This is a genomic window from Streptomyces sp. NPDC039736 (assembly GCF_055596485.1).
The window spans coordinates 219049-243994 of the sequence record NZ_JBVIUQ010000010.1 but is presented as its reverse complement, the minus strand read 5'-3'; the positions used below and the strand labels follow the sequence as shown (position 1 = coordinate 243994).

Sequence of the window (24946 nt, the reverse complement as noted above, 5' to 3'; positions counted from 1 at the left end):
GCGGGCGGACGGGCTACTTCACGGTCACCTTCAGGATGCGGTCGTCGCCGGGCTCCGGGGTGCCGCGGGTGTCCGTCTCGTTGGTCACGAGGAGCAACTGGTCGCCGCCGGTGGCCAGTACGGTCCGCAGCCTGCCGTACTCCTCCGGGAAGAACGCCTGCGGTTCCGCCACCGGCCTGGCGCCGTTCAGCGGGACGCGCCACAGGCGTTCGCCGCGCAGGCCCGCCATCCACACCGAGCCCTGCGCGATCGCGATGCCGCTGGGGGAGGCCTCGGAGGTCTTCCACTGGGCGACCGGGGGGACGAAGCCCGCCTTCTCCTCCTTGCCCTCGACCTCGGGCCAGCCGTAGTTCTTGCCCGGCTCGATCAGATTGAGCTCGTCCCAGGTGTTCTGGCCGAACTCCGCCGCCCACAGCCGGCCCGCCGCGTCCCAGGCCAGGCCCTGGACGTTGCGGTGGCCGAGGGAGTAGACGACCGAGTCCGCCTCCGGGTTGCCGTGCACCGGCTCGCCGTCCTTGGTCATCCGCAGGATCTTGCCGCCGAGCGACTTCGGGTCCTGGGCGAGGCTCGTGTCCCCGGTCTCGCCCGTGCCCGCGTACAGCATCTTGTCCGGGCCGAACGCGATCCGGCCGCCGTTGTGGTTGGAGCCCTTGGGGATGCCCCGGAACACCGTGTCGGGCGCGCCCAGTTGCTGCCCGGCGGGGCGCTTCTCGTCGTACGTCATACGGGCGATGCGGTTGTCGGACGCGGTGGTGAAGTAGGCGTAGACCTGGTGGTCCTTGGCGTACGAGGGGGACAGGGCCAGGCCCATCAGGCCGCCCTCGCCGCCGGGGGACGCGCCGGCCACCCGGCCGACCGGGGTGAGCCTGCCGGTTTCGGCGTCGACGCGGGTGACGGTGCCCTCGTCGCGGGAGGAGACCAGGACGTCGCCGTCGGGGAGGGCGGCCAGGCCCCAGGGGGACTTCAGGCCCTTCGCCAGCGTGCCGGTCACGGTGGCGGCACCCTTGGCGGGGGCGCCCTGAGCGGTGGGGGAGGGGCTCACGTCAGGCCCCGGCCGGGTGGCGGAGCCGCCCTGCGGGGAGGGGGGCCGGGGGGACTCGCCGGAGCAGCCCGTCGCCAGCAGGAGGGCCGCGCCGGCGAGAGCGGTGGTGGTCACTGCGGGGCGTCGCACGATCGGGTGTCCCTCCGTCGGTGAAGACTGCTACTCGTTCATACACCGCCCGCCCCCCTTCCGGATCCCGTCCGCCCCCCTTCCACGACCCGGCAGCCGCTCCGTACGCCCGGCTCAGTCCCAGGAGCCCAGGGCCGCCGGCAGGGCCGAGATCTCGGCCAGGTCCGCCGCCGAGAGGGTGAGGGCGGCGGCGGCCGCGTTCTCCTCCACCCAGCGGGCCCGCTTCGCACCCGGCACCGGGATCACGTGGCGGCCCTGGGCGAGCGTCCAGGCCAGGGCCGTCTGGGCCGGGGTCGCCGCCGGGCCGTGGCGGGCCGCCACCCGGCGCAGGCCCGCCACCACCGGCTGGTTCGCGGCCATCATCTCCGCCGTGAAGCGGGGGTGCCGGGCGCGGACGTCGTCCGGTTCGAAGCCCGAGCCGGGCGTGAGCGTGCCCGTGAGGAAGCCGTTGCCCAGCGGCATCGCGGCCAGGAAGCCCACGCCGCGCGCCTCGCACCAGGGCAGCAGGTCCGCCAGCGCCTCGGGGGACCAGACGGACAGCTCCGCCTGGACCGCCGCGACCGGGAACACCTGCTGCACGCGCTCCAGTTGGCGGACCGTCCCCTCGTGCAGGCCCCCGGCGACCGGACGCCCCACCCCGGTGCCCGAGCGGCGCGACGCCCGGGCGCCCACCGCGCACAGCCCCAGGGCCCGCACCTTTCCGGCCCGTACCAGGTCCGCCATCGCCCCCCAGGTCTCCTCGATCGGTATCTCCGGGTCGGCGCGGTGCAGTTGGTAGAGGTCGATGACGTCCGTCTGCAGGCGGCGCAGCGAGGCGTCGCACGCCCTGCGGATGTACGAGGGACGGCCGTTGGCGACGATGTGCTGGTCGCCGACGAGCAGTCCTGCCTTGGTGGAGACGAAGGCCTCCGCCCGGCGCTCCCGCAGGACGCGGCCGATGAGGAGCTCATTGGTGAAGGGACCGTACATGTCGGCCGTGTCCAGCAGGTTGGCGCCCAGGTCCAGCGCCCGGTGCAGGGCCCGGACCGACTCCTCGCCGCGCTGGCGCGAACTCGTGTAGGCCCAGCTCATCGGCATGCATCCGAGCCCGACGGCCCCCGTTTCGAGCGCTGTCGCCCCGATTGTCCTGCGCTCCACCGTGCCGCACCCCTCCGTCTTGCCGCGCCCCCAAACTAACCGTTGCAGGTCAGGCGAGTTCGCATAGCCTCCAGGGCATGAATGCGTACGACATCCCCCACCGCCCCGCCGACGTCTGGCTGCCGTTCGACCCGGCCGGGATCGACGGACTTCCCGACCCTTCGGCGCACGGCCTCGCCTACCGCGTGTGGGACGGGGAGGAGGAGTTCCCCGCCGATCCCGCCGACTGCGCGTTCTACGTCGTGCCGTACATGAAGGGGACCGCGGTCTCCCTGCGGCCGGTCGGGCAGATGACCTCCCTGCGGGTCATGCAGACCCTCACCGCCGGCGTCGACGACGTCCGCGCCGGGGTGCCGCGGGGGGTGCGGCTGTGCAACGCCCGAGGGGTGCACGAGGCGAGCACCGCCGAGCTGGCGCTCACCCTCGTCCTCGCCTCGCTGCGCGGAATTCCCGGATTCGTCGAGGGGCAGCGGCGCCAGGAGTGGCGGTCGGGGTTCTATCCCGCGCTCGCCGACAAGTCGGTGCTCATCGTCGGGCACGGGTCGGTGGGCGCCGCCGTCGAGGACCGGCTCGCCCCCTTCGAGTGCGCGCGGGTGGTGCGCGTCGCGCGCTCCGCCCGCACCACGGAGCGCGGCGACGTGCACGCGTTCACCGAACTTCCCCGGCTCCTGCCGCAGGCGGACGTGGTGATCCTGTCCGTGCCGCTCACCGAGGACACCGCCGGCCTGGTGGACGCCGCGTTCCTGGGGCGGATGCGGGACGGGGCGCTCCTGGTGAACGTGGCGCGCGGGCCCGTCGTCGACACCGGGGCCCTCCTCGCCGAGCTCGCCTCCGGGCGGCTGCGCGCCGCGCTCGACGTCACGGACCCGGAGCCGCTGCCCGCCGGGCACCCCCTGTGGGACGCCCCGAACACCTTGATCAGCCCGCACGTCGGAGGCAGCTCCTCCGCCTTCCTGCCCCGCGCCAAGCGGTTGATCGCACGGCAGCTCGGCCGGTTCGCGGCCGGGGAGGCGCTCGACAACGTGGTCGCGGGCCCGCGCTGACGCCCTGCCCCGGCCGCCCGAAAAGTCCGCCGGTGAACACGCTCCGGAGCCGGGTAGGCGCACCCAGTTCCCGTAACACCGCTGATAGTTACGGAGCGTAGAGGAACTATGTCCCTGAGTGACGGGACTGGTGTATCGTCCCGACCTAGGGGCTGCGCCACGCACCACACCCACGGCGCTGGGGAGCACGACGGACACGGCAAGGGGGGCGACGGGCCATGCACTGCCAATGGAGAGACGATCCGACGCGGTGGAGTCGGCCGGGCCACCGGCAGCGGACCGGCAGGCCCGGCCGCCACGGGGTGTCCGGCAGGCCCGGCCGCCCGAAGCCGCCCGCCCGCCGCACGGGGGCGAGGACGCCGGGCGGGACCGGCCGCCCGAGGTCCCCCCGCCACCCGGAACCGCCGTGCCGGGAGGCCCGATGAGCGCCCCGGGGGCCGTACTGGCCCAGCATCCGACCTCCGGCCGCGGCGGGACGGGGCTGCTGCCCCAGCTCCTGCTGGCACTCGTCTGCGGCGGCTACGCGGCGGGCTCCGCGCTCGGCTGGGGGTCCCGGCAGCTCGCGCTGTTCATGGGCGACTTCGGACTCGCCGTCGCCGCGTTCATCGCCGCCGTCTCCTGTTACTTCTACGCGCGGACGCGGGAGAGCGGCTTCCGGCCCGCCTGGCTGCTGTTCTCCCTCTCCTCGCTGATGGCGGCGGGCGGGAACGCGGTCTGGGGCTGGTACGAGGTGGTGCTGCGGCGCCCGGTGCCGGCCCCTTCGCTTGCCGACTTCTTCTTCCTCTGCTTCGGGCCGCCCGCCATCATCGGCCTGCTGGTCCTCGCCAAACGGCCCGTCACCCGGGCCGGCTGGGTGTGCCTGGTGCTCGACGCGTGGCTGATCGCCGGCTCGCTGCTCACCCTCTCCTGGAGCCTGGCGCTCGCCCACACCACGGAACTCAAGGGCACGAGCACGGCGCACGCCGCGCTCTCGCTCGCCTACCCGCTGCTCGACATCGCGCTCGTCAGCATGGTCCTGGCCCTGCACTTCCGCCGCTCGTCGGCCAATCGGGCCGCGATCAACACCGCGATCGCGGCCCTCGCCATGACCGTCCTGTGCGACGCGCTGTTCACCTCGCCGCTGCTGCGGGACAGCTACCACTCCGGGCAGATCCTCGACGCGGGCTGGTTCGCCGGCTCGCTGCTCCTCGCGTACGCGCCCTGGGGGGTGAGCCGGGCCTCGCAACGGGCGCCGCACGGACTGCCGCAGGGGGCCCCGCCCCAGCCCCCCGGGCGCAGCGGGCCGCAGGCGCGCGCCCTCCGGGCGGGCTCCAGCCGGCCGATCGCCGGCTCGCTGGCCGCCCTCACCCCGTACCTCGCGGCCGCCGTCTGCGTGCTCGGCATCCTCTACAACGTCATGGACGGCCACACGCTGGACCGGGTGGTCCTCACCACCGGCTGCACGGTCGTGCTGGCCCTGGTCGTGCGCCAGGGCATCATGCTCGTCGACAACATCTCCCTCACCCAGGAACTGGCCCAGAAGGAGAACCACTTCCGCTCCCTGGTGCAGGGCTCCAGCGACGTCATCATGATCGCCGCCCCCACCGGGATACTGCGCTACGTCAGTCCCGCCGCGTCCGGCGTCTACGGGCGCGACGCGGAGGAACTGGTCGGCTCCGAGCTGGCCTCGATCATCCACCCCGCCGACCTCGGTGCGGTCGTCCACGAGGTGCGGCGCTTCCTCGCCGCGTCCCCGCAGGAGGAGCCGACCACCCGCATCGAGTGCCGTTTCAAATCCGGGACGGGGGACTGGCTCAACGTCGAGTCCACCGTCAACCGCCATCAGGGCGGCCTGATCTTCAACAGCCGCGACGTCACCGAACGGGTCCGGCTCCAGGCCCAGTTGCAGCACAACGCCGAACACGACCCGCTCACCGAACTGCCCAACCGCGCCCTGTTCACCAAGCGGGTGCGCCAGGCCCTCGCCGGACGCCGGACCACCGACCTCGGCACCGCCGTCCTCTTCATCGACCTGGACGGCTTCAAGGCGGTCAACGACCGCCTCGGCCACCAGGCGGGCGACGAACTGCTCGTCCAGGCCGCCCGCCGCCTCCAGGACTCCGTCCGGGTCGGCGACACCGCCGCCCGCCTCGGCGGCGACGAGTTCGCCGCCCTCATCCTCGGCGACGGCACCCGCGACCGGGCCGCCCGCGAGTACCAGGTCCGCGAGATCGCCGACCGGCTCCGCCTCACCCTCTCCCAGCCGTACACCGTGGACGGCAACGATGTCCGTGTCGCCGCCTCCATCGGCGTCGCCTTCGCCGAGCCCGGCATCACCCCCACCGACCTCATGCGCAACGCCGACCTCGCCATGTACCGGGCCAAGGCCGCCGGCAAGGACCGCGTCGAGCTGTACGCCCCGCAGATGCAGGCCGAGGTCGTCCGCCGCACCGAACTGGCCACCCGGCTGCGCACCGCCCTGCACGACGGCGAGTTCGCCCTGCTGCACCAGCCGGTGGTCGACCTCACCACCGGCCGGGTCGCCGCCGTCGCCGCCCAGGCCCGCTGGCGCTCCGCGCAGGGCATCCTCTTCACCCCGGCCGAGTTCCTGCGGGTCGCCGACGACAGCGACCGCACCGCCGAACTGGGCCGCTGGCTCCTGCAGGAGGCCGTCGAGCAGGCCGCCGAACGCGGCAGGGCCGGGCACGCCGTCCCCGTCACCGTCCGCCTCACCGCCCGCCGCCTCCTCGACCGGTCCCTGCCGCTCGGCTCCGTGGAGGCCCTCCTGACCCGGCACGGGCTGCCGTCCGGCGCGCTCGTCATCGAGATGGCCGACAGCGACCCCCGGGTCTCCTACGACGACCTGGAGCAGCGCCTGACCGCGCTGCGCCGGCTCGGCGTACGGATCGCCCTCGACGGCTTCGGCAGCGGCCACGCGGCGATCAACGCGCTGCGCCGGCTCCCCGTGGACGTGCTGAAGCTGGACCGCGGACTCGTCGAGGGCGTCGTCGAGTCCCCCCGGCTGTACAAGATCACCAGCGGGCTGCTCAGGATCGCCACCGACCTCGGCATGGAGTCCGTGGCCGACGGCGTCGACCTGCCCGAGCAGGTGCAGGCCCTGCGCGCGATGGGCTGCACGCACGGACTCGGCATGGCCTTCTCCGGGCCGCTGGACGAGTACCGGCTGCGCCGCGCGCTGGTGCGCGGGGACTACCCGGTGCCCGGTGGAACGGGCGGCGCGCTGCCCGTCCTGGCCGGGGGCCCGCCGGGCGGGCCCCTTCCCGTACGGCACCCGAACTCACCTGCGACGGACTCGTTCACGCATCCACCGCTGCGCTCACATACTGAGACGTCCATCCCACCCACTTGACACACCCAGTGGGCCGGAGGGAGGGTCAGTGCCATGCGCACCCGAATTCTCGTACTTGGAAAGCGCGTCGGCTGAAGCACGGTTCACCGCTGAACCTGCTTGTCTCCCCCCGACGCGCTCCCCTCGCTTGCCTGACGGCACGGGGGGTTTTTTGTTGCACCGGCACGTTGCAGAACCACACGAAACCCTCAGCTCACACCCTCAGCTCCGAGAAGAGAACGCCGATGACCGAGCAGGCCACCGGGGCCCACCATCCGCAGCCCCGGCCCCGTCACCACGGATCCCCGTCCAGCGCGATCGAGCACGTCACGGGCGCGCAGTCGCTCATCCGGGCGCTCGAAGAGGTCGGGGCCGACACGGTGTTCGGCATTCCCGGTGGCACGATCCTGCCGGCGTACGACCCGATGATGGACTCCACCCGGGTGCGCCACGTCCTGGTCCGCCACGAGCAGGGCGCGGGCCACGCGGCCACCGGTTACGCCCAGGCCACCGGCAAGGTCGGGGTGTGCATGGCGACCAGCGGCCCCGGTGCGACGAACCTGGTCACCCCGATCGCGGACGCGATGATGGACTCGGTGCCGCTGGTGGCGATCACCGGCCAGGTCGTCTCCAAGGCGATCGGCACGGACGCCTTCCAGGAGGCGGACATCTGCGGCATCACGATGCCGATCACCAAGCACAACTTCCTGGTCACCGACCCGGCCGACATCCCGCGCGCCATCGCCGAGGCCTTCCACATCGCCTCCACCGGCCGCCCGGGCCCCGTCCTCGTCGACATCCCCAAGGACCTGCTCCAGGCGCAGACCACCTTCTCCTGGCCGCCCACCAACGACCTGCCCGGCTACCGGCCCGTCACCAAGCCGCACGCCAAGCAGATCCGCGAGGCCGCCAAGCTGATCACCGCCGCCAGGCGGCCCGTCCTGTACGTCGGCGGCGGCGTCCTCAAGGCACGCGCCACCGCCGAGCTGAAGGTCCTCGCGGAACTCACCGGAGCGCCCGTCACCACCACCCTGATGGCGCTCGGCGCATTCCCCGACAGCCACCCGCTGCACGTCGGAATGCCGGGCATGCACGGTGCGGTCACCGCCGTCACCGCGCTCCAGAAGGCCGACCTGATCGTCGCCCTCGGCGCCCGCTTCGACGACCGCGTCACCGGCAAGCTGGACAGCTTCGCCCCCTTCGCGAAGATCGTCCACGCCGACATCGACCCCGCCGAGATCGGCAAGAACCGCGCCGCCGACGTGCCCATCGTCGGGGACGCCCGCGAGGTCATCGCCGACCTGGTGCAGGCCGTCCAGGCCGAGCACACCGAGGGCAACAAGGGCGACTACAGCGCCTGGTGGAAGGACCTCAGCCGCTGGCGCGAGACCTACCCGCTGGGCTACGACCTCCCCGACGACGGCTCGCTCTCCCCCCAGCAGGTCATCCAGCGCATCGGCGAACTCGCCCCCGAGGACACCATCTACGCGGCGGGCGTCGGCCAGCACCAGATGTGGGCCTCGCACTTCATCCAGTACGAGAAGCCCGCCACCTGGCTCAACTCCGGCGGCGCCGGGACGATGGGCTACGCGGTCCCCGCCGCGATGGGCGCCAAGGCCGGCATGCCGGACCGCACCGTCTGGGCGATCGACGGCGACGGCTGCTTCCAGATGACCAACCAGGAACTCACCACCTGCGCCCTGAACAACATCCCGATCAAGGTCGCCATCATCAACAACGGCGCCCTCGGCATGGTCCGCCAGTGGCAGACGCTGTTCTACAACCAGCGCTACTCCAACACCGTCCTGCACAGCGGCCAGGACTGCGAGGGCAACGAGGCCAAGGGCACCCGCGTCCCCGACTTCGTGAAGCTCTCCGAGGCGATGGGCTGCCACGCGATCCGCTGCGAGCGCCCCGAGGACCTCGACAAGTGCATCGAGGAGGCCAACGCCGTCAACGACCGCCCGGTCGTCGTCGACTTCATCGTCCACGAGGACGCCATGGTGTGGCCGATGGTGGCCGCCGGCACCTCCAACGACGAGGTCATGGCCGCCCGGGGCGTCCGCCCCGACTTCGGCGACAACGAAGACGACTAGAGCCAGACAAGAGCAGAGAGAGAATCATGTCCAAGCACACGCTCTCCGTCCTGGTGGAGAACAAGCCCGGCGTCCTCGCCCGCATCACCGCCCTCTTCTCCCGGCGCGGCTTCAACATCGACTCGCTCGCCGTGGGGACCACCGAGCACCCCGAGATCTCGCGCATCACCATCGTGGTGAACGTGATCGAGGCCCTGCCGCTGGAGCAGGTGACGAAACAGCTCAACAAGCTGGTCAACGTCCTGAAGATCGTCGAACTGGAGCCCGCCGCCGCGATCGCGCGCGAGCTGGTGCTGGTGAAGGTCCGCGCCGACAACGAGACCCGCTCCCAGATCGTCGAGATCGTCCAGCTGTTCCGCGCCAAGACCGTGGACGTCTCGCCGGACGCCGTGACCATCGAGGCCACCGGCGGCGCGGACAAGCTCGAAGCGATGCTCAAGATGCTGGAGCAGTTCGGCATCAAGGAGCTCGTGCAGTCCGGCACGATCGCCATAGGGCGGGGCGCGCGGTCCATCACGGACCGTTCGCTGCGGGCCCTGGACCGCAGCGCGTAGCACGCCGTCCGCAGAGCAAGACCCGAGAACGCATCCCTTCACGCCCGCCGTACGGTGGGTCGCACAACCCGCACACATAGGAGAAACCCAGTGGCCGAGCTGTTCTACGACGCCGACGCAGACCTTTCCGTCATCCAGGGCCGCAAGGTCGCGGTTCTCGGTTACGGCAGCCAGGGCCACGCCCACGCGCTGTCGCTCCGTGACTCGGGCGTCGACGTGCGCGTCGGTCTGCACGAGGGTTCGAAGTCCAAGGCCAAGGCCGAGGAGCAGGGCCTGCGCGTCGTCACCCCCGCCGAGGCGGCGGCCGAGGCCGACGTCATCATGATCCTCGTCCCGGACCCGATCCAGGCGAAGGTCTACGAGGAGTCCGTCAAGGACAACCTCAAGGACGGCGACGCCCTCTTCTTCGGCCACGGCCTGAACATCCGCTACGGCTTCATCAAGCCGCCGGCCGGTGTCGACGTCGCCATGGTCGCCCCCAAGGGCCCGGGCCACCTGGTCCGCCGTCAGTACGAAGAGGGACGCGGCGTCCCCTGCATCGCGGCCGTCGAGCAGGACGCCACGGGCAAGGGCTTCGAGCTGGCCCTGTCGTACGCCAAGGCCATCGGCGGCACCCGGGCCGGCGTCATCAAGACGACCTTCACCGAGGAGACCGAGACCGACCTGTTCGGTGAGCAGGCCGTCCTCTGCGGTGGCACCGCCGCCCTGGTCAAGGCCGGTTTCGAGACGCTGACCGAGGCCGGCTACCAGCCGGAGATCGCCTACTTCGAGTGCCTCCACGAGCTGAAGCTCATCGTCGACCTGATGTACGAGGGCGGCCTGGAGAAGATGCGCTGGTCGGTCTCCGAGACCGCCGAGTGGGGCGACTACATCACCGGCCCCCGCATCATCACCGACGCCACCAAGGCCGAGATGAAGAAGGTCCTGGCCGAGATCCAGGACGGCACCTTCGCCCAGCAGTGGATGGACGAGTACCACGGCGGCCTGAAGAAGTACAACGAGTACAAGAAGGCCGACGAGAACCACCTGCTGGAGACCACCGGCAAGGAGCTCCGCAAGCTCATGAGCTGGGTGAACGACGACGAGGCGTAAGCCGCGAGGAGTGAGGGGCCGCAGCCGCGGGCTGCGGCCCCTCACTTGCACACTCCGGGACTCGACACAACGTCCAGCCACGGACGGGTGATCCTGCCGAACGGGCGAAGAATCACCCGGTCGGCACCACTACACTTCAGAACCACATCTACGCGTCAGGCCCACAGCGTCGTGCGTCTTCCACGCGGCAAGCCCCTCCACCGCCTGCGGCCGTCGGGACGGCCGTCCGCAAAGGACCAGTGAGGACTCACGTGAGCACTGCCAAGCCTGTCGTACTCATCGCTGAAGAGCTGTCGCCCGCCACCGTCGACGCCCTGGGGCCGGACTTCGAGATCCGGCACTGCAACGGAGCCGACCGCGCGGAACTCCTGCCCGCCATTGCCGACGTGGACGCGATCCTCGTGCGCTCGGCGACCAAGGTCGACGCGGAGGCCATCGCCGCCGCGAAGAAACTGCGGGTCGTCGCCCGCGCCGGCGTCGGTCTCGACAACGTCGACGTCTCCGCCGCCACCAAGTCGGGCGTGATGGTCGTCAACGCGCCGACCTCCAACATCGTGACCGCCGCCGAGCTCGCCTGCGGCCTCATCCTCGCCACCGCCCGCAACATCCCGCAGGCCAACTCCGCCCTGAAGAACGGCGAGTGGAAGCGCTCCAAGTACAGCGGCGTCGAGCTGGCCGAGAAGACCCTCGGCGTCGTCGGCCTCGGCCGCATCGGCGCGCTGGTCGCCCAGCGGATGTCGGCCTTCGGCATGAAGGTCGTCGCGTACGACCCGTACGTGCAGCCCGCGCGGGCCGCCCAGATGGGCGTGAAGGTCCTCACCCTGGACGAACTGCTCGAGGTCTCGGACTTCATCACCGTCCACCTCCCCAAGACCCCGGAGACGCTCGGCCTGATCGGCGACGAGGCCCTGCACAAGGTCAAGCCCGCCGTGCGGATCGTCAACGCGGCCCGCGGCGGCATCGTCGACGAGGCCGCGCTGTACTCGGCGCTCAAGGAGGGCCGCGTCGCGGGCGCCGGCCTGGACGTCTACGCCAAGGAGCCGTGCACGGACTCCCCGCTCTTCGAGCTCGACCAGGTCGTCTGCACCCCGCACCTGGGCGCCTCGACCGACGAGGCCCAGGAGAAGGCCGGCATCGCCGTCGCCAAGTCGGTGCGGCTCGCGCTCGCCGGTGAGCTGGTCCCCGACGCGGTCAACGTCCAGGGCGGCGTCATCGCCGAGGACGTCCGTCCGGGCCTGCCGCTCGCCGAGAAGCTCGGCCGGATCTTCACCGCGCTCGCGGGCGAGGTCGCTGCCCGGCTCGACGTCGAGGTGTACGGCGAGATCACCCAGCACGACGTGAAGGTGCTCGAACTGTCCGCGCTCAAGGGCGTGTTCGAGGACGTCGTGGACGAGACCGTCAGTTACGTCAACGCCCCGCTGTTCGCGCAGGAGCGCGGCGTCGAGGTCCGGCTCACCACCTCGTCCGAGTCGCCCGAGCACCGCAACGTGGTGACCGTGCGCGGCACCCTCACCGGCGGCGAGGAGGTCTCGGTCTCCGGCACGCTGGCCGGCCCGAAGAACCTCAAGAAGATCGTCGCCATCGGCGAGTACGACGTGGACCTCGCGCTCGCCGACCACATGGTCGTCCTGCGCTACCAGGACCGTCCGGGCGTCGTCGGCACGGTGGGCCGCGTGCTGGGCGAGGCCGGGCTGAACATCGCGGGCATGCAGGTCGCCCGCGCCGACGCCGGCGGCGAGGCCCTCGCGGTCCTCACCGTCGACGACACGGTTCCGCAGTCGGTGCTGACCGAGCTGGCGGAGGAGATCGGCGCGGCGTCGGCCCGGTCGGTCAACCTGGCCGACTAGCAGGCCCGTCGGGTCTCACGCACCCCCGTTCCCGGCGTTCGTCCTCCACGAGCGCCGGGGGCGGGGGTCCGTCGTGTCCGGGGCCGGTCCGGGTGCCGGCCGGGTACGGCGGGGTGGGCCCGGAGTGGGGCCCTGGGGCCCATGACGGGCCGGGCGGGCCCACCTAGCGTGGGCCACCCGTCCCGCGCCGCGTTCCGCTTGCGGGGCAAGGCAGTCGGGGTGACGCATGACGGCGCACGGAGGCATACCCGCGGAGCCGGTTCCGGTACGCCCCGGGCCGGCCCCTTCCCCGCCTCCGCTGCCGTTTTCCGTGGCGGCGGTGCGGGCGCTGGCACACCTCCTCTTCGCGTGCGGTCTGCTCGGCGGGCTCGGGCTGCTCGGGTCCGGGCTCGCGGTGGACGGGCCGTTGGCCGCGCTCTTCGGACTGGTGCTGTACGGGGCCGCGCCCGGGGTGGCGGGGATGCTGCTGGCGCGCCGGGTGCGCACCGGCGGGCGGCGGGTGCGGGGCGGGCTGGTCGCCGTACAGCTGTGGCTGGTCGTGGGGGCCGTCGGCAATGCGGGGGGCGGGTCGGGGCGCGGGTTCGCGCAGTTGGTGCTGCCGCTGTTGACGCTGTGGTTCCTGACGCGGGCGGAGAGCCGGGAGTGGTTCCGGCGGCCGGGGCGCGGGGAGGTACGGCGGCCTCGGGGGTGGCGGTTCTCGCTGCCCCGGATGATCCGGTGGCGGCGGGACCGGGGGCAGTCGACCGTCGAGTACGCCGGGCTGGTCGTCGTCATCGCGGGCATTGTGCTCGCCCTCACCCTGACCGGCTTCGGCGGCCGGATCGTGGATGGGCTCCGTACGGCCGTCTGCTCGATCACGAGCGGCGCCGACTGCGGGGGCGGCGGGGGCGGCGATGTGCCGCAGGCCCGGCCGCCCCGGGGCGGCGCGGCCGGCGGCTCGGGCGGGGCGGACGCGTGGGGTGCGGTGGGCGGGGCCGGGGGCGGTGGTCCCGGGGGCGGTGCGGGTGGCACCGGGGGCACGGGTGGTGCCGGGGAGACCGGGGGTGCGGGCGGCGTCGATGAGGACGTGGCGCCCGTCGACGGTCTCGGACCGGAGAGCGGGGAGGGCGCTCCGGGCGAGGAGCAGGAGCCCGAGGCCCGGTACGACGTGCCCGAGGCCGATCCGGACGACCCCCAGCAGCAGGTCGACGACAAGCAGCCGCAGGAGGAACCAGAGAAGGAACAGAAGGAAGAGGAGGAGGACTGCTCCGGGTGGGGCGTGCTCGGGTGCGCCGCCGACAAGGTCGGGCAGGTCTTCCAGGGCGTCGTCGTCGACGGGATCGGCGGTGACATCAGCGGCTTCTTCGGACTGTTCAGCGCCGACACCTGGACGGGCATCGGCGAGTGGGGCGAGCAGGTCGGCGGCGAATGGGCCGAGAACGCCAAGGACGCGCCGGGGAAGTGGGCGGACGGCGACTACCTGGGAGCCGTGGGGGACTGGGCCGGGGCCACCGGTGAGTCCGCCCTGGGGATCGCCGACGACCTCTTCGTCGGCGACGAGGTCCGCGAGCGCTGGAACAACGGCCAAAAGACGCGCGCCGTCGCCAACGTCGCCTGGAACATCGGCTCGCTCTTCATCCCCGGTTACGACGTCGCCAAGGTCGCCGGGAAGTTCACCCACCTGGGCAGGGCCGCCAAGGGCGCCGCCGAGGCGGCGGAGGCGGCCGGGGACGCCGGCGCCGCCGCCCAACGGGCCCGCAGGGCGGCCGAGGCGGGTGACGTGGAGGGGGCGCGGAAGGCCGCCAGGGAGGCCGACCAGGCAGCCGACAGGGCGGAGGACCGGGCACGGCGGACGGGCTGCCCGATCGCCCTGCCGTACGCCCCCGGCGTGTCCGGCATGTCCGGCGTGCCTGGCTCCGGTACGGGCCTCGTCGCGGCCGCAGCCGCGCCCCGCGTCCGCCACCTCGCCGACGAGGGCTGCGACACGGCCGCCAGGAAGCAGGCGGAGGAGGCCCGCAAGCAGGAGCGGGCCGCCTACCTGGCGCAGAAGCGCGCGGAGGAGCCGGCCCGTGCGGCCCAGGCGGTGAAGGACGCGAAGAAGTGGCCCGAGCCGAAGCACGGGGACAAGAAGGACCCCCGCAACTATCAGCCGGGCGCCTTCGCCAAGAACCTGAAGACGCCTGCCTTCGGTGATGCCGACCTCGGCGACGGCTACTGGGCCGGCCGGGACCGCAACCCCGCGCCCACCTTCAAGAACGAGTCCTGGCTCCGCTATCAGGAGCAGATCACGGGCACCGTGCGGGGCCGGGAGTACGTCGTACCGCATCCGGAGAAGGGCAAGAGGGCGGTGGAGTTCGACGGCTGGGACTCCGGGCGTCAGGTGTTCCTGGAGGCCAAGAACGGATACGACAGCTACCTCTCCCGGCCCGGCAAGAAGAAGCTCACCACATCCGGCGCGGACAAGTTCGTGGCCGAGGCGCAGGGGCAGCTCGCCGCCGCGAACGGCAAGACCGTCGAGTGGCACTTCTCCAACAAGGAAGTGGCCGCCGCCGCCCGGAAGTTGTTCGCGAGCAAGGACATGCCGATCGTGGTGAAGACCACCAAGCGGGAGCCCGGAGGTCCCAGGAAGCCGGACGCCTTTGACTAACCTTCCCCGAAGACGGGTGACGTGGGGCGGCGCACGGCGTGCGCGGGAGCTGATGGAGGCCGGAGATGGAATGCACGGTGCGGGGTCTGTGGGGGCCTCGGAAGGAATCGGCGGAAGCCCTGGCGTCCCGCTGGAAGGCGACGCTGGACAGACTTGCCGAACTGCTTCCCGAGGCCGTGCCGGGCGGCGGGGAGGGCTGGCACCGCATCCGTGCGAACGGGCCCGCGCTGCCCGTGCGCCCCGATGTGTCCTCACTCCTGGCCGTCCTCGAGGAAGAGCTGGCGGAGGACGACTGGTCGGACCAGACCGGTGTCGCGCCCCACCTCGTGTGCGAAGGGGCGCCTGGCCGGGAGGTCTCGGTGTCCGGCCGGACCGGCGGTGTCTCCGGGCACCTGACGCAAGCGGTCTTCGTCACCGTCGAGTGGCCGGACGGAAGTGAACTCCCGGAAGCCGGGCTCCTCGCAGCGCTCGCCGAGCTGTGGGACCCGGACTACGGGAACGTGGTCGACCACGACCTTCTGGACGCGCTGGGCGAGGCAGGGGCCCGGGTCGGTGAACCGGGTGTCGGCCGCCTGAGCTACCTCTCCCCGGCCCGCGCCGCCCTCGTCCCCGACGACCTGGAGGCCGTCCGCACCCCGCTCTCCACCGGCGGCGTCCTCCTGGACATCGCCCCGCCCGGCGAACACGAAGCCGTACTCGCCGCCTATCTGCGCCTGCGCGAGTCCGGCGCGCTCCAGCCGCTGCCCAAGCCGATGGACCGGAGCAAGCTGTGAACGCGCGCGGCGGCGAGACCTTCGAGGCCGCGCGGGCCCGGGCCGAGATCGAGGCGCTCCTCGCTGGAGAGGTCCCGGCGTCCGGGCCGACCACGGACGAGCGGCAGAAGTACACCGGGAACTGGCTGTCCTCCCGGGGCGAGGGCTTCGTGATCGCCGAACTCTGGGCGGGGGAGGACCTGCACGGGGTGCACGGCCGGGAATGGGACGCCGCCGAGGAGCAGGCGTCCGGCCATCTCGACGCGCTGGCGGCGGAGTTGGACGCCCGCTGGGGCGGGCACGAGGAGGTCGGCATGGCGGTCGCCGTCTTCCGGGCGACGGCCGGCGAGCCCGTGCCGCCGCTGTACACCGAGCTGCGCCGCCTCGACGCCTTCGGGGACCTGCGGGTCTGGGGCCCGGTGCGGGCGCCCGACGGCGACGCCGACCGCTGGGTCGGGATCTCCGCCAACCAGATCGACGGCGACACCGCGCACTTCCTGATCGCCGTGGTGACGGACCGGCCGATCAGGGAACTGGAGGAGTAGGCGCCCGCAGCGCGCTCCGAGCGGGGCCCGTTCAGAGCCTGGCGGCCTTCAGGGACATGTGCAGCAGGAGGCGGTCCTCGCCCTCGTGCAGGTCCAGGCCGGTGAGCTGCTCGACCCGGGAGAGCCGGTAGTAGAGGGTCTGGCGGTGGATGTTGAGGGCGGTCGCGGTGCGGCCCGCCTGGCCCGCGCAGTCGAGGAACACCTCGGCGGTGCGGGCGAGTTCGGCGTGCGCGGGGGCGAGGAGGGGGCTCACCGCGGGGTCCACCGGGTGGCCGGGGCCGCTGTCCGGGAGCGCGGCGAGCAGGCGGTAGGGGCCGATCGCCGACCACTCCGCCACCGGGCCCAGGTGCGGGCGGGCCAGTGCCGCCCGCGCGGCGGCGGACGCCTCGCGCCAGGCGGCGGGCAGGTCGGCCAGGCTGCGCACCGGAGTGCTGAGGCCCGCGGCCCGGAGCGGGGCCGCGCCCGCCCCGCCGCCCGGCCCCGTGCCCAGCAGCGCCCGCGCCGCCCCGTGCGCCGGGCCGAGCTCGCCGCCCGCGCTCAGCCGGACCAGGACCGCCAGCCGCGGCCCGGACGCGCCCGGCACCGGCACCAGGGTCAGCACGGACGCGCCCGGCACCGTACGCACGCCCGGGACCGGGGCCTGCCACGGGGCGACGCACACCAGCCCGTACGGGCCGCCCCCGCCCAGCGGGGCGGAGAGCGTGGCCAGGGCCGAGGCGCGGCGTTCGTCGGAGTCGGAGGTCAGGAGCGTGTTGAGGCGGGGGCCGAGGTCGGCGCGGGCCCGCGCCTCGTCGGCGAGCTGGGTGCCGATCCGGCCGCACACCGCCATCGCCGCGTCGAGCGCCGGCTCGGGGAGAGCGGGCACCGAGTCGTCGGCGGCCAGCAGCCAGACGTACCCGTAGACGGTGCCCCTGTGGCGTACGGGAAGGCAGAGGCGGCCGCGCAGGACGCCCGCCGCCGGGTCCGCCGGGATGCGGACCGGGCCCGCGGCGGTCGTGATGCCGAAGCGTTCGAACCAGGCGCGGACCTCGGTGGTGGAGCGCCGGGTCAGGATCGAGCGGGTGCGGACCGGGTCCATCGCCCCGGCGTCCTCGCTGTCGTGCGCGCCGAAGGCGATCAGCCGGAAATCCCGGTCCTCGAGGGTGGCGGGGGCGCCCAGCAGGGCGGAGATCTCATCGACCAGGTCCTGGTAATCGGCATTCACGCCCCCATTCTCGCACCGGCGTACGGCATCTTCAGACATCTGTATGAGGTGGCGGCCCGGGATGCGTGACAGCTGTCGATAGTCCAGGCTCGGCGCGCTCCCTAGATTTCACCGTGGTTATCCGTGCCGTCCCAGTTCTGTCACAAAAGACCTGGTAGGCGGCCCCTTCGACACTTACTCGTGGAGGTGCCCCGTGCTGGGTCCCGTGATCCTCGCCGCATCGCGCAGCGACCAGATGCGCCGTTTCGTCTCGGCTGCCCCGGGCACCAAACAGGTCGTGAGCCGCTTCATCGCGGGCGAGACCGTCGACCAGGTGGTCCCGATCGTCAAGGACGCCGCCACCAAGGGCCTCGAAGTGACCCTGGACGTCGTCGGCGAGGACATCACGACCCGCGAGCAGTCGTACGCCGCCCGTGACGCGTACCTCGACCTGATCGCGCACCTCGAGGACCTGGGCCTGGGCGAGCGCGCCGAGATGTCCGTGAAGCTGTCCATGTTCGGCCAGGCGCTGGAGGGCGGCCACGAGCTGGCCCTCGCGAACGTCCGTCCCGTCGTCGAGGCCGCCGCCGCGATCGGCACCACGGTCACCCTGGACGCCGAGGACCACACCACGCTCGACTCGATGTTCGCCATCCACGAGGAGCTGCGGAAGGACTTCCCGCAGACCGGCTGCGTCATCCAGGCCTACCTCTTCCGCACCGAGGACGACGCCCGCCGGCTGGCCGCCGCCGGCAGCCGCGTGCGCATCGTGAAGGGCGCCTACAAGGAGCCCTCCTCCGTCGCGTACCAGGACAAGGCCGAGATCGACAAGGCGTACGTCCGGATCACGAAGATCCTGATGGAGGGCGACGGCTACCCGATGATCGGGTCCCACGACCCGCGCCTGATCGCCATCTCCCAGGAGCTGGCCCGGCGCGCCGGGCGCAAGCTGGACGAGTACGAGTTCCAGATGCTGTACGGCATCCGCAGCGAGGAGCACGTCCGGCTCGCCGCCGAGGGCCACCGGATGCGCGTCTACACGGCGTACGGCACCGACTGGTACGGCTACTTCATGCGCCGCCTCGCCGAGAAGCCCGCGAACCTGCTCTTCTTCGGCCGCTCCGTCATCACCAAGAACTGACCTCCGGCAGCCCCCGGACACCCCTCACCGACGACACCCCGACGCAAGGAGCCACGGAACACATGGACGCAGTGACCCAGGTCCCCGCCCCGGTCAACGAGCCGGTGCACTCCTACGCCCCCGGCTCGCCGGAGCGCGCCCGCCTGGAGGCCAAGCTCAAGGAGCTGGCCGAGAACCCGATCGACCTGCCGTGCACCATCGGCGGCGTCAAGCGGATGGGCGGCGGCGAGCGCTTCGACGTCCGTCAGCCGCACAACCACAAGTCGGTCATCGGCACCTACGCCAACGCCACCACGCAGGACGCCCAGGACGCGATCGACGCCGCCCTGGCCGCCGCCCCGGCGTGGCGCGCGATGTCCTTCGACGACCGCGCCGCGATCATCCTGCGCGCCGCCGAGCTGCTGAGCGGCCCGTGGCGCGAGACCCTGGCCGCCTCCACCATGCTCGGCCAGTCCAAGACCGCCCAGCAGGCCGAGATCGACACCCCGTGCGAGCTCATCGACTTCTGGCGCTTCAACGTCAAGTACGCCCGCGACATCCTCTCCGAGCAGCCCCCGGCGAACGCGCCCGGCGTGTGGAACCGCATGGACCACCGCCCGCTCGAGGGCTTCGTCTACGCGATCACGCCGTTCAACTTCACGGCCATCGCGGGCAACCTGCCCACCGCCCCGGCCCTGATGGGCAACGTCGTCGTGTGGAAGCCGTCCCCGACGCAGACCCACGCCGCCGTGCTGCTCATGCAGCTCCTGGAGGAGGCCGGGCTGCCCAAGGGCGTCATCAACCTGGTCACCGGCGACGGCATCGCCGTCTCCGAGGTCGCCCTCAACCACCGCGACCTGGCCGGCATCCACTTCACCGGCTCCACCCCGACCTTCCAGTACCTGTGGAAGACGGTCGGCGAGAACATCGCGAAGTACCGCACGTACCCGCGTCTCGTCGGCGAGACCGGCGGCAAGGACTTCGTCGTCGCGCACCCCAGCGCCGACCGCGCCGTCCTGAAGACCGCGCTGACCCGCGGCTCCTTCGAGTACCAGGGCCAGAAGTGCTCGGCCTCCTCGCGCGCCTACGTTCCGGCCTCCATCTGGAACGACGGCTTCAAGGAGGAGTTCGCGGCCGAGGTCGACGGCATCACCATGGGTGACGTCACCGACCTGGACAACTTCATCGGCGCCGTCATCGACGAGCGTTCCTTCGCGAAGAACAAGGCCGCGATCGACCGGGCCAAGGAGGACTCCTCCTGCACGATCGTCGCGGGCGGCACCTACGACGACTCGGTCGGCTACTTCGTGCGCCCGACCGTCATCGAGTGCTCGGACCCGGCCAACGAGGTCTTCACGACCGAGTACTTCGGCCCGATCCTGGCCGTCCACGTCTACGAGGACGACCAGTACGACGCGATGCTGGAGCAGATGGAGTCGGTCTCCGACTACGCCCTGACCGGCGCCGTCATCGCCAACGACCGCGCCGCGGCCGCCCACACGATGGAGAAGCTGCGCTACGCCGCGGGCAACTTCTACATCAACGACAAGTCGACGGGCGCCGTCGTCGGCCAGCAGCCGTTCGGAGGAGGCCGCGCCTCCGGTACGAACGACAAGGCCGGCGCCCCCCAGAACCTCCAGCGCTGGACCCTGACCCGGGCCATCAAGGAGACCCTGGTCCCGCCGACCGACTACCGCTACCCGCACCAGGGCTGAGCCCCTGGGCCGCGTCGGCAGCCCCTGATCCCCGCCCCCGTCCGACCCCACATCGGACGGGGGCGGTGTCGTGTCCGTCCCCCGTCCGGTGCGGGCGGGCGTCAGAGCTTGCGCCAGCGGGCCATCGCGAAGGAGAACATGCCGAACAGCATCAGGCCGACCGCCAGCAGCACCAGCAGCCAGGGGCCCACCGGGGTCTCCCGGAAGCTGCGGATCGTGTCGTCCATGCCCTTGGCCTTGTTCGGGTCGAACGCCACCGCCGCCGCCACCGCGAAGCCGCCCGCGACCACGAAGACCAGGCCGCGCGCCACCCCGCCGCCGACCCCGGTGACGTCCACGAACTGCCGGGTCCGGCGGGACATCTCGCCCCTCTTCATTTCCTTGTGGTACTTGCGCCGGATCGCCTGGACGGCGATGCCCACGCCGATCCCGACGACCACCAGCGCCGCCACGCCGACCAGCCACCGTCCGGCCGGAAGCTCCATCGCCTTCGCGGTGACGTCCTGCGACTCCTTGTCGCTGGCGCCGTCGCCGCTGCCCTTGCTGCCGACCGCGAAGGCCAGCACCGAGTACGAGACGAAGCCGTAGAAGACGAACATACCGGCGGCCAGCAGCCGCTTCTTCGGCTTGTCGCCGTCCGGGCCCACCGAGCCGAACAGTGCTTCCGTGAGCTGCCACAGGGACATTGCGAGCAAGCCGATGCCCAGGGCCCACAGCAGCACCTTCCCGAACGGCTTCTCGGCTATCTCCGCCAGCGCCCCGCCCTGGTCGGCGGACTTTCCGCCGCCGCCCAGGGCGATCTGCAGGGCGAGCGCCCCGATGAGCAGGTGGATCACTCCGCGCGCGGCGAATCCCGCACGGGCCGCGTACTTCATGGTGTCGCTGCGGGCCGCCCGCCTCGCCGTTCCGGTCGCACTCGTGGCGTTCATACGGGTTCGCCTCCAGCCTTTCTCGTCGGCTGGCGTGTGCCCCGGGCGGGGATAGGGAAACGAACGCGCGCACGGGGCGGGCGCCGGTCGCCGACCTGCGAGAGTGCTGGGCATGACCGAGTACACCGCGCCGCGCCTCGCCCATACCGCCCACCTCGACCCCGCCGACCTCGCCGGCGTCCGCACCCTCCTCGACGCCGCGTTCGACGGCGACTTCACGGACGAGGACTGGGACCACGCGCTGGGCGGCATGCACGCCCTGGTCACCGACCCGCGTGACGGGGCGGTCCTCGCGCACGGGAGCCTTGTCCCGCGCCGCGTCCTGCACCGCGGCCGCTCGCTGCGCGTCGGTTACGTCGAAGCCGTGGCCGTACGGGCCGACCGCCGCCGGGAGGGGCTGGCCGGGCGGATCATGGCCGCCCTGGAGGAGATCGCCGACCGCGCGTACGTCCTCGGCGCCCTGTCCGCGTCCGACGCGGGGGCCGCGCTCTACGCGGGCCGGGGCTGGCAGGTGTGGCCCGGCGGCCTGGCCGCGCTGGGCCCGAGCGGCGTCGTACCCCTGCCGGACGAGGAGGGCACGACGTACGTACGGCCCGCCCCGGGGCAGCCCCTCCCCGACCCGGAGGCGACGCTCTTCTTCGACTGGCGGGACGGCGACGTGCTGTGACGGCGGCTCCATTCCGCCGTGGCCCGCCTCCCCGGGCCCGCCACGCCCCCGCGGGCGTCCCGCTTCGGCGCCGGGGCGGCCGAGCCCCCGCCCACGGCCGGATGCGACCGGCAGGACGTATCGGACAGGCGTCCGTCCGATGGGGCGGGGCCGTGCGTCCGTCCATGATCGCGTCTCAGATAGTAGGAAGTCCGACTAATTGTGGAGACAGTCGCGCGGACCTGTCCTAGCTTTGTAGGAGCCGAACGTCTCGCTCCATCAGCGACTGGCGGCCGCGGGCCGGTGCCCCGAAGCAGGCAACCCCTGCCGCACCCGCCCCCCGCCGCATTCCGGCGCCTCACAGATGCAGCAGTCCCCTCATGCACGTCCATGCCTCTGAAGGAGTCGATCCCCCGTGTCCGAGACCTCGATCACCCTGCACTCCGCCACCGCCCGCCGCGTCCGCCACGCCTCCCGCTCCGTCGAGGCCGCCGACCGCAAGCAGGCGGCCGCCGCCCTCCAGCGCGCCCTGGACCGCCGTGACAACGGCGGCGAGACGGGGCACTGAGCCGCCGCCCGCCGCGGGGTGACCGTCGCGTCCACATGGCGGACGCGACGTGTCATCCCCTGGGACGCGGAGTAGGGTCCGAGCATGTCTCGCAGCATCAATCTCGCAGTGATCCCCGGTGACGGCATCGGCCGGGAGGTCGTGGCCCAGGGCCTGAAGGTCCTCAACTCCGTCCTTCCGCAGGACGTGAAGCTGGAGACCAAGGAGTACGACCTCGGCGCCCGGCGCTGGCACCGCACGGGAGAGACCCTCCCCGACGCGGAGATGGCCGCCCTGCGGCAGCACGACGCGATCCTCCTCGGCGCGATCGGCGACCCCTCGGTCCCGTCCGGCGTCCTGGAGCGCGGACTGCTCCTCAAGCTGCGCTTCGCCTTCGACCACTACATCAACCTGCGTCCGTCGAAGCTGTTCCCGAACACCTCGACGCCGCTCGCGGGCCGCCCCGAGATCGACTTCGTCGTCGTACGCGAAGGCACCGAGGGCCCCTACACCGGCAACGGCGGCAGCCTGCGCACCGGCACGCCCGCCGAGGTGGCCACCGAGGTCAGCCTCAACACGGCGTACGGCGTGGAGCGCGTGGTCCGCGACGCCTTCGAGCGCGCGGCGGCCCGCCCCCGCAAGAAGCTGACGCTGGTGCACAAGAACAATGTGCTCGTCTACGCCGGCCACCTGTGGAAGAACACCTTCGACCGCGTCGCCGCCGAGTACCCGTCCGTCACCACGGACTACCTGCACGTCGACGCCGCGACGATCTTCTTCGTCACGCAGCCGGAGCGCTTCGACGTCATCGTCACCGACAACCTCTTCGGCGACATCCTCACCGACCTGGCCGCCGCCGTCTCCGGCGGAATCGGCCTGGCCGCCTCCGGCAACATCAACCCGACGGGCGAGTTCCCGTCGATGTTCGAGCCCGTGCACGGCTCCGCGCCCGACATCGCGGGCCAGGGCAAGGCCGACCCGACGGCCACGGTCCTCTCCGTCGCGCTCCTGCTCCGCCACCTCGGGCACGAGTCCGAGGCCGCCCGCATCGAAGCGGCGGTCTCCGCCGACCTCGCCGAGCGCACCGCCTCCGCCGTCCGCACCACGGACGAGATCGGCGACGCGCTCGCGGCCCGAGTAGCGGGCTGACCCGCCTGTCGTTCCGCAGTGACAGCCGCCGGGTCCCGACACCCGGCGGCTGTTCCTTTTCCGGCCCCGGGTGCGACCATCGATCCCTGGGCCGCACCCCACGTCAAAGACCCCGTTTCGTACCGGTCCCTACGCGCGCGATAATCGAACGCAGGGTCGCGGTACGAGAGGAAGCTCGGACGTCCTCCATGTGACTGACATGTGGCGGAAGGCGTGACGCGGCCCTCTCCCAACACACCGGTGAAGGACACGCACTCATGACGACGCCCACGACGATCGAGCTCAAGCCCTCTTCCACGCCGCTGTCCGAAGCGGAGCGCGAGGCGATCCTCGCCAACCCCGGGTTCGGCCGCCACTTCACCGACCACATGGTCACCATCCGCTGGACGGAGGGCCGCGGCTGGCACGACGCGCAGCTCGTGCCGTACGCTCCGCTCTCCATCGACCCGGCGAACATGACCCTGCACTACGCGCAGGAGATCTTCGAGGGCCTGAAGGCCTACCGCCGCCCCGACGGCTCGGTCGCCACCTTCCGGCCGGAGGCCAACGCCAAGCGCTTCCAGTCCTCCGCGCACCGCCTGGCCATGCCGGAGCTGCCGGTCGAGACCTTCATCGCGGCGTGCGACGCGCTGGTCAAGCAGGACGCGGCCTGGGTCCCGCCGCACGGCGGCGAGGAGTCCCTCTACCTGCGCCCCTTCATGATCGCCACGGAGGTCGGGCTGGGCGTGCGCCCGGCCAACGAGTACCTCTTCATCGTGATCGCCTCCCCGGCGGGCGCCTACTTCCCGGGCGGCGTGAAGCCGGTCTCGGTCTGGCTCTCGGAGAACTACGTCCGCGCCGTGCCGGGCGGCATGGGGTACGCCAAGACCGGCGGCAACTACGCGGCGTCGCTGCTGGCCCAGGCCGAGGCCGCCGAGAAGGGCTGCGACCAGGTGGTCTGGCTGGACGCGCTCGACCACAAGTGGGTCGAGGAGATGGGCGGCATGAACCTGTACTTCGTGTACGGCGACAGGATCGTCACCCCGGAGCTGACGGGCTCCCTCCTCGCGGGCGTGACCCGCGACACGCTCCTCCAGCTCGCGGGCGACCTGGGCTACACCTCGGAGGAGGGCCGCGTCTCCACCGACCAGTGGCGTGCGGACGCCGAGTCCGGGGCGCTCACCGAGGTCTTCGCGTGCGGTACGGCGGCGGTGATCACACCGGTCGGCCACGTGAAGTCCGCCGCGGCGGAGTGGACGACGGCGGACGGCGAGCCGGGCCGGGTGACGATGGCTCTGCGCAAGGCGCTGCTGGAGATCCAGACGGGGAAGGCGCGGGATGCGCACGGCTGGATGCACGAGCTGGCGTAACGGGCCCGGGCCCCGGCGCTGTGCCCCGTCCGGGGGCGCGGGGAACTGCGCGCCCCGCCACGACGCATCCGCGGTGGACCGGGGGCAGCCGCGCGGCGAGCGCTTTAGGTGGAGGGG

At 72.3% G+C, this 24946-nt stretch carries 19 protein-coding genes; 15 read left to right on the top strand and 4 right to left on the bottom strand.

Features of this window, described 5'->3' with window-relative positions; translation table 11 throughout:
- Window positions 1-13: 13 nt before the first annotated feature.
- Both ACZ56L_RS28695 and ACZ56L_RS28690 read right to left on the bottom strand, forming a co-directional pair.
- Window positions 14-1171 carry a PQQ-dependent sugar dehydrogenase gene (locus ACZ56L_RS28695; protein ID WP_471067229.1) on the bottom strand — a complete coding sequence of 386 codons (1158 nt, stop codon included), beginning with the start codon at window positions 1169-1171 and terminating at the stop codon, window positions 14-16.
- Window positions 1172-1285: 114 nt separating this feature from the next.
- Window positions 1286-2308 carry an aldo/keto reductase gene (locus ACZ56L_RS28690; protein ID WP_345228261.1) on the bottom strand — a complete coding sequence of 341 codons (1023 nt, stop codon included), beginning with the start codon at window positions 2306-2308 and terminating at the stop codon, window positions 1286-1288.
- Window positions 2309-2385: 77 nt separating this feature from the next.
- Between ACZ56L_RS28690 and ACZ56L_RS28685 the strand changes: the two genes are divergently transcribed.
- The 9 genes from ACZ56L_RS28685 to ACZ56L_RS28645 all read left to right on the top strand — a co-directional run bounded on the left by ACZ56L_RS28685 (window position 2386) and on the right by ACZ56L_RS28645 (window position 16191).
- Window positions 2386-3351, top strand: coding sequence for a 2-hydroxyacid dehydrogenase (locus ACZ56L_RS28685; RefSeq protein WP_471067227.1), 966 nt, complete (start codon window positions 2386-2388; stop codon window positions 3349-3351).
- A 421-nt stretch (window positions 3352-3772) separates the two neighbouring features.
- A complete protein-coding gene (locus tag ACZ56L_RS28680) occupies window positions 3773-6700 on the top strand; it encodes a putative bifunctional diguanylate cyclase/phosphodiesterase (RefSeq protein ID WP_471067225.1) in 2928 nt (975 codons plus the stop codon).
- A 224-nt stretch (window positions 6701-6924) separates the two neighbouring features.
- On the top strand, window positions 6925-8775 hold the full coding sequence (locus ACZ56L_RS28675) for an acetolactate synthase large subunit (protein ID WP_345228256.1): 1851 nt from the start codon (window positions 6925-6927) through the stop codon (window positions 8773-8775).
- 26 nt (window positions 8776-8801) lie between these two features.
- Window positions 8802-9329, top strand: coding sequence for an acetolactate synthase small subunit (gene ilvN / locus ACZ56L_RS28670; RefSeq protein WP_345228254.1), 528 nt, complete (start codon window positions 8802-8804; stop codon window positions 9327-9329).
- A gap of 90 nt (window positions 9330-9419) precedes the next feature.
- On the top strand, window positions 9420-10421 hold the full coding sequence (gene ilvC / locus ACZ56L_RS28665) for a ketol-acid reductoisomerase (RefSeq protein WP_345228251.1): 1002 nt from the start codon (window positions 9420-9422) through the stop codon (window positions 10419-10421).
- Between the two features lie 251 nt (window positions 10422-10672).
- Entirely contained in the window at window positions 10673-12268 is a 1596-nt protein-coding gene (serA, locus tag ACZ56L_RS28660) for a phosphoglycerate dehydrogenase (RefSeq protein WP_345228250.1), read from the top strand.
- Window positions 12269-12587: 319 nt separating this feature from the next.
- Window positions 12588-14894, top strand: coding sequence for a Tox-REase-5 domain-containing protein (locus ACZ56L_RS28655; RefSeq protein ID WP_471067221.1), 2307 nt, complete (start codon window positions 12588-12590; stop codon window positions 14892-14894).
- A 65-nt stretch (window positions 14895-14959) separates the two neighbouring features.
- Window positions 14960-15667 (top strand): hypothetical protein, encoded by a 708-nt coding sequence (locus ACZ56L_RS28650; RefSeq protein WP_468691596.1) that lies wholly within the window; start codon window positions 14960-14962, stop codon window positions 15665-15667.
- Window positions 15664-16191, top strand: a complete 528-nt coding sequence (locus ACZ56L_RS28645) for a hypothetical protein (protein WP_468691598.1) — start codon at window positions 15664-15666, stop codon at window positions 16189-16191. The genes ACZ56L_RS28650 and ACZ56L_RS28645 overlap by 4 nt, the downstream gene beginning before the upstream one ends.
- 31 nt (window positions 16192-16222) lie before the next feature.
- On the opposite strand, the gene ACZ56L_RS28640 is transcribed toward ACZ56L_RS28645, so the two are convergent.
- The gene (locus tag ACZ56L_RS28640; RefSeq protein ID WP_401762128.1) at window positions 16223-17395 is read right to left on the bottom strand and encodes a PucR family transcriptional regulator; all 1173 of its coding nucleotides are present in this window, start codon (window positions 17393-17395) and stop codon (window positions 16223-16225) included.
- A 193-nt stretch (window positions 17396-17588) separates the two neighbouring features.
- Between ACZ56L_RS28640 and ACZ56L_RS28635 the strand changes: the two genes are divergently transcribed.
- Together ACZ56L_RS28635 and pruA are read left to right on the top strand one after the other, a co-directional pair.
- Window positions 17589-18515 carry a proline dehydrogenase family protein gene (locus tag ACZ56L_RS28635; protein WP_468691601.1) on the top strand — a complete coding sequence of 309 codons (927 nt, stop codon included), beginning with the start codon at window positions 17589-17591 and terminating at the stop codon, window positions 18513-18515.
- A gap of 62 nt (window positions 18516-18577) precedes the next feature.
- A complete protein-coding gene (gene pruA, locus ACZ56L_RS28630; RefSeq protein WP_345228236.1) occupies window positions 18578-20209 on the top strand; it encodes an L-glutamate gamma-semialdehyde dehydrogenase in 1632 nt (543 codons plus the stop codon).
- A gap of 101 nt (window positions 20210-20310) precedes the next feature.
- On the opposite strand, the gene ACZ56L_RS28625 is transcribed toward pruA, so the two are convergent.
- A complete protein-coding gene (locus ACZ56L_RS28625) occupies window positions 20311-21138 on the bottom strand; it encodes a DUF1206 domain-containing protein (protein ID WP_471067217.1) in 828 nt (275 codons plus the stop codon).
- Between the two features lie 112 nt (window positions 21139-21250).
- On the opposite strand from ACZ56L_RS28625, the gene ACZ56L_RS28620 reads away from it, so the two are divergent.
- The 4 genes from ACZ56L_RS28620 (at window position 21251) to ACZ56L_RS28605 (ending at window position 24829) form a co-directional block, all read left to right on the top strand.
- Window positions 21251-21805 (top strand): GNAT family N-acetyltransferase, encoded by a 555-nt coding sequence (locus ACZ56L_RS28620; protein ID WP_345228232.1) that lies wholly within the window; start codon window positions 21251-21253, stop codon window positions 21803-21805.
- 394 nt (window positions 21806-22199) lie between these two features.
- Window positions 22200-22352, top strand: a complete 153-nt coding sequence (locus tag ACZ56L_RS28615; RefSeq protein WP_345229192.1) for a hypothetical protein — start codon at window positions 22200-22202, stop codon at window positions 22350-22352.
- A gap of 84 nt (window positions 22353-22436) precedes the next feature.
- A complete protein-coding gene (locus tag ACZ56L_RS28610; protein WP_401762135.1) occupies window positions 22437-23480 on the top strand; it encodes a 3-isopropylmalate dehydrogenase in 1044 nt (347 codons plus the stop codon).
- 257 nt (window positions 23481-23737) lie between these two features.
- Window positions 23738-24829, top strand: a complete 1092-nt coding sequence (locus ACZ56L_RS28605) for a branched-chain amino acid aminotransferase (RefSeq protein ID WP_345228227.1) — start codon at window positions 23738-23740, stop codon at window positions 24827-24829.
- The last annotated feature ends 117 nt before the right edge of the window (window positions 24830-24946 follow it).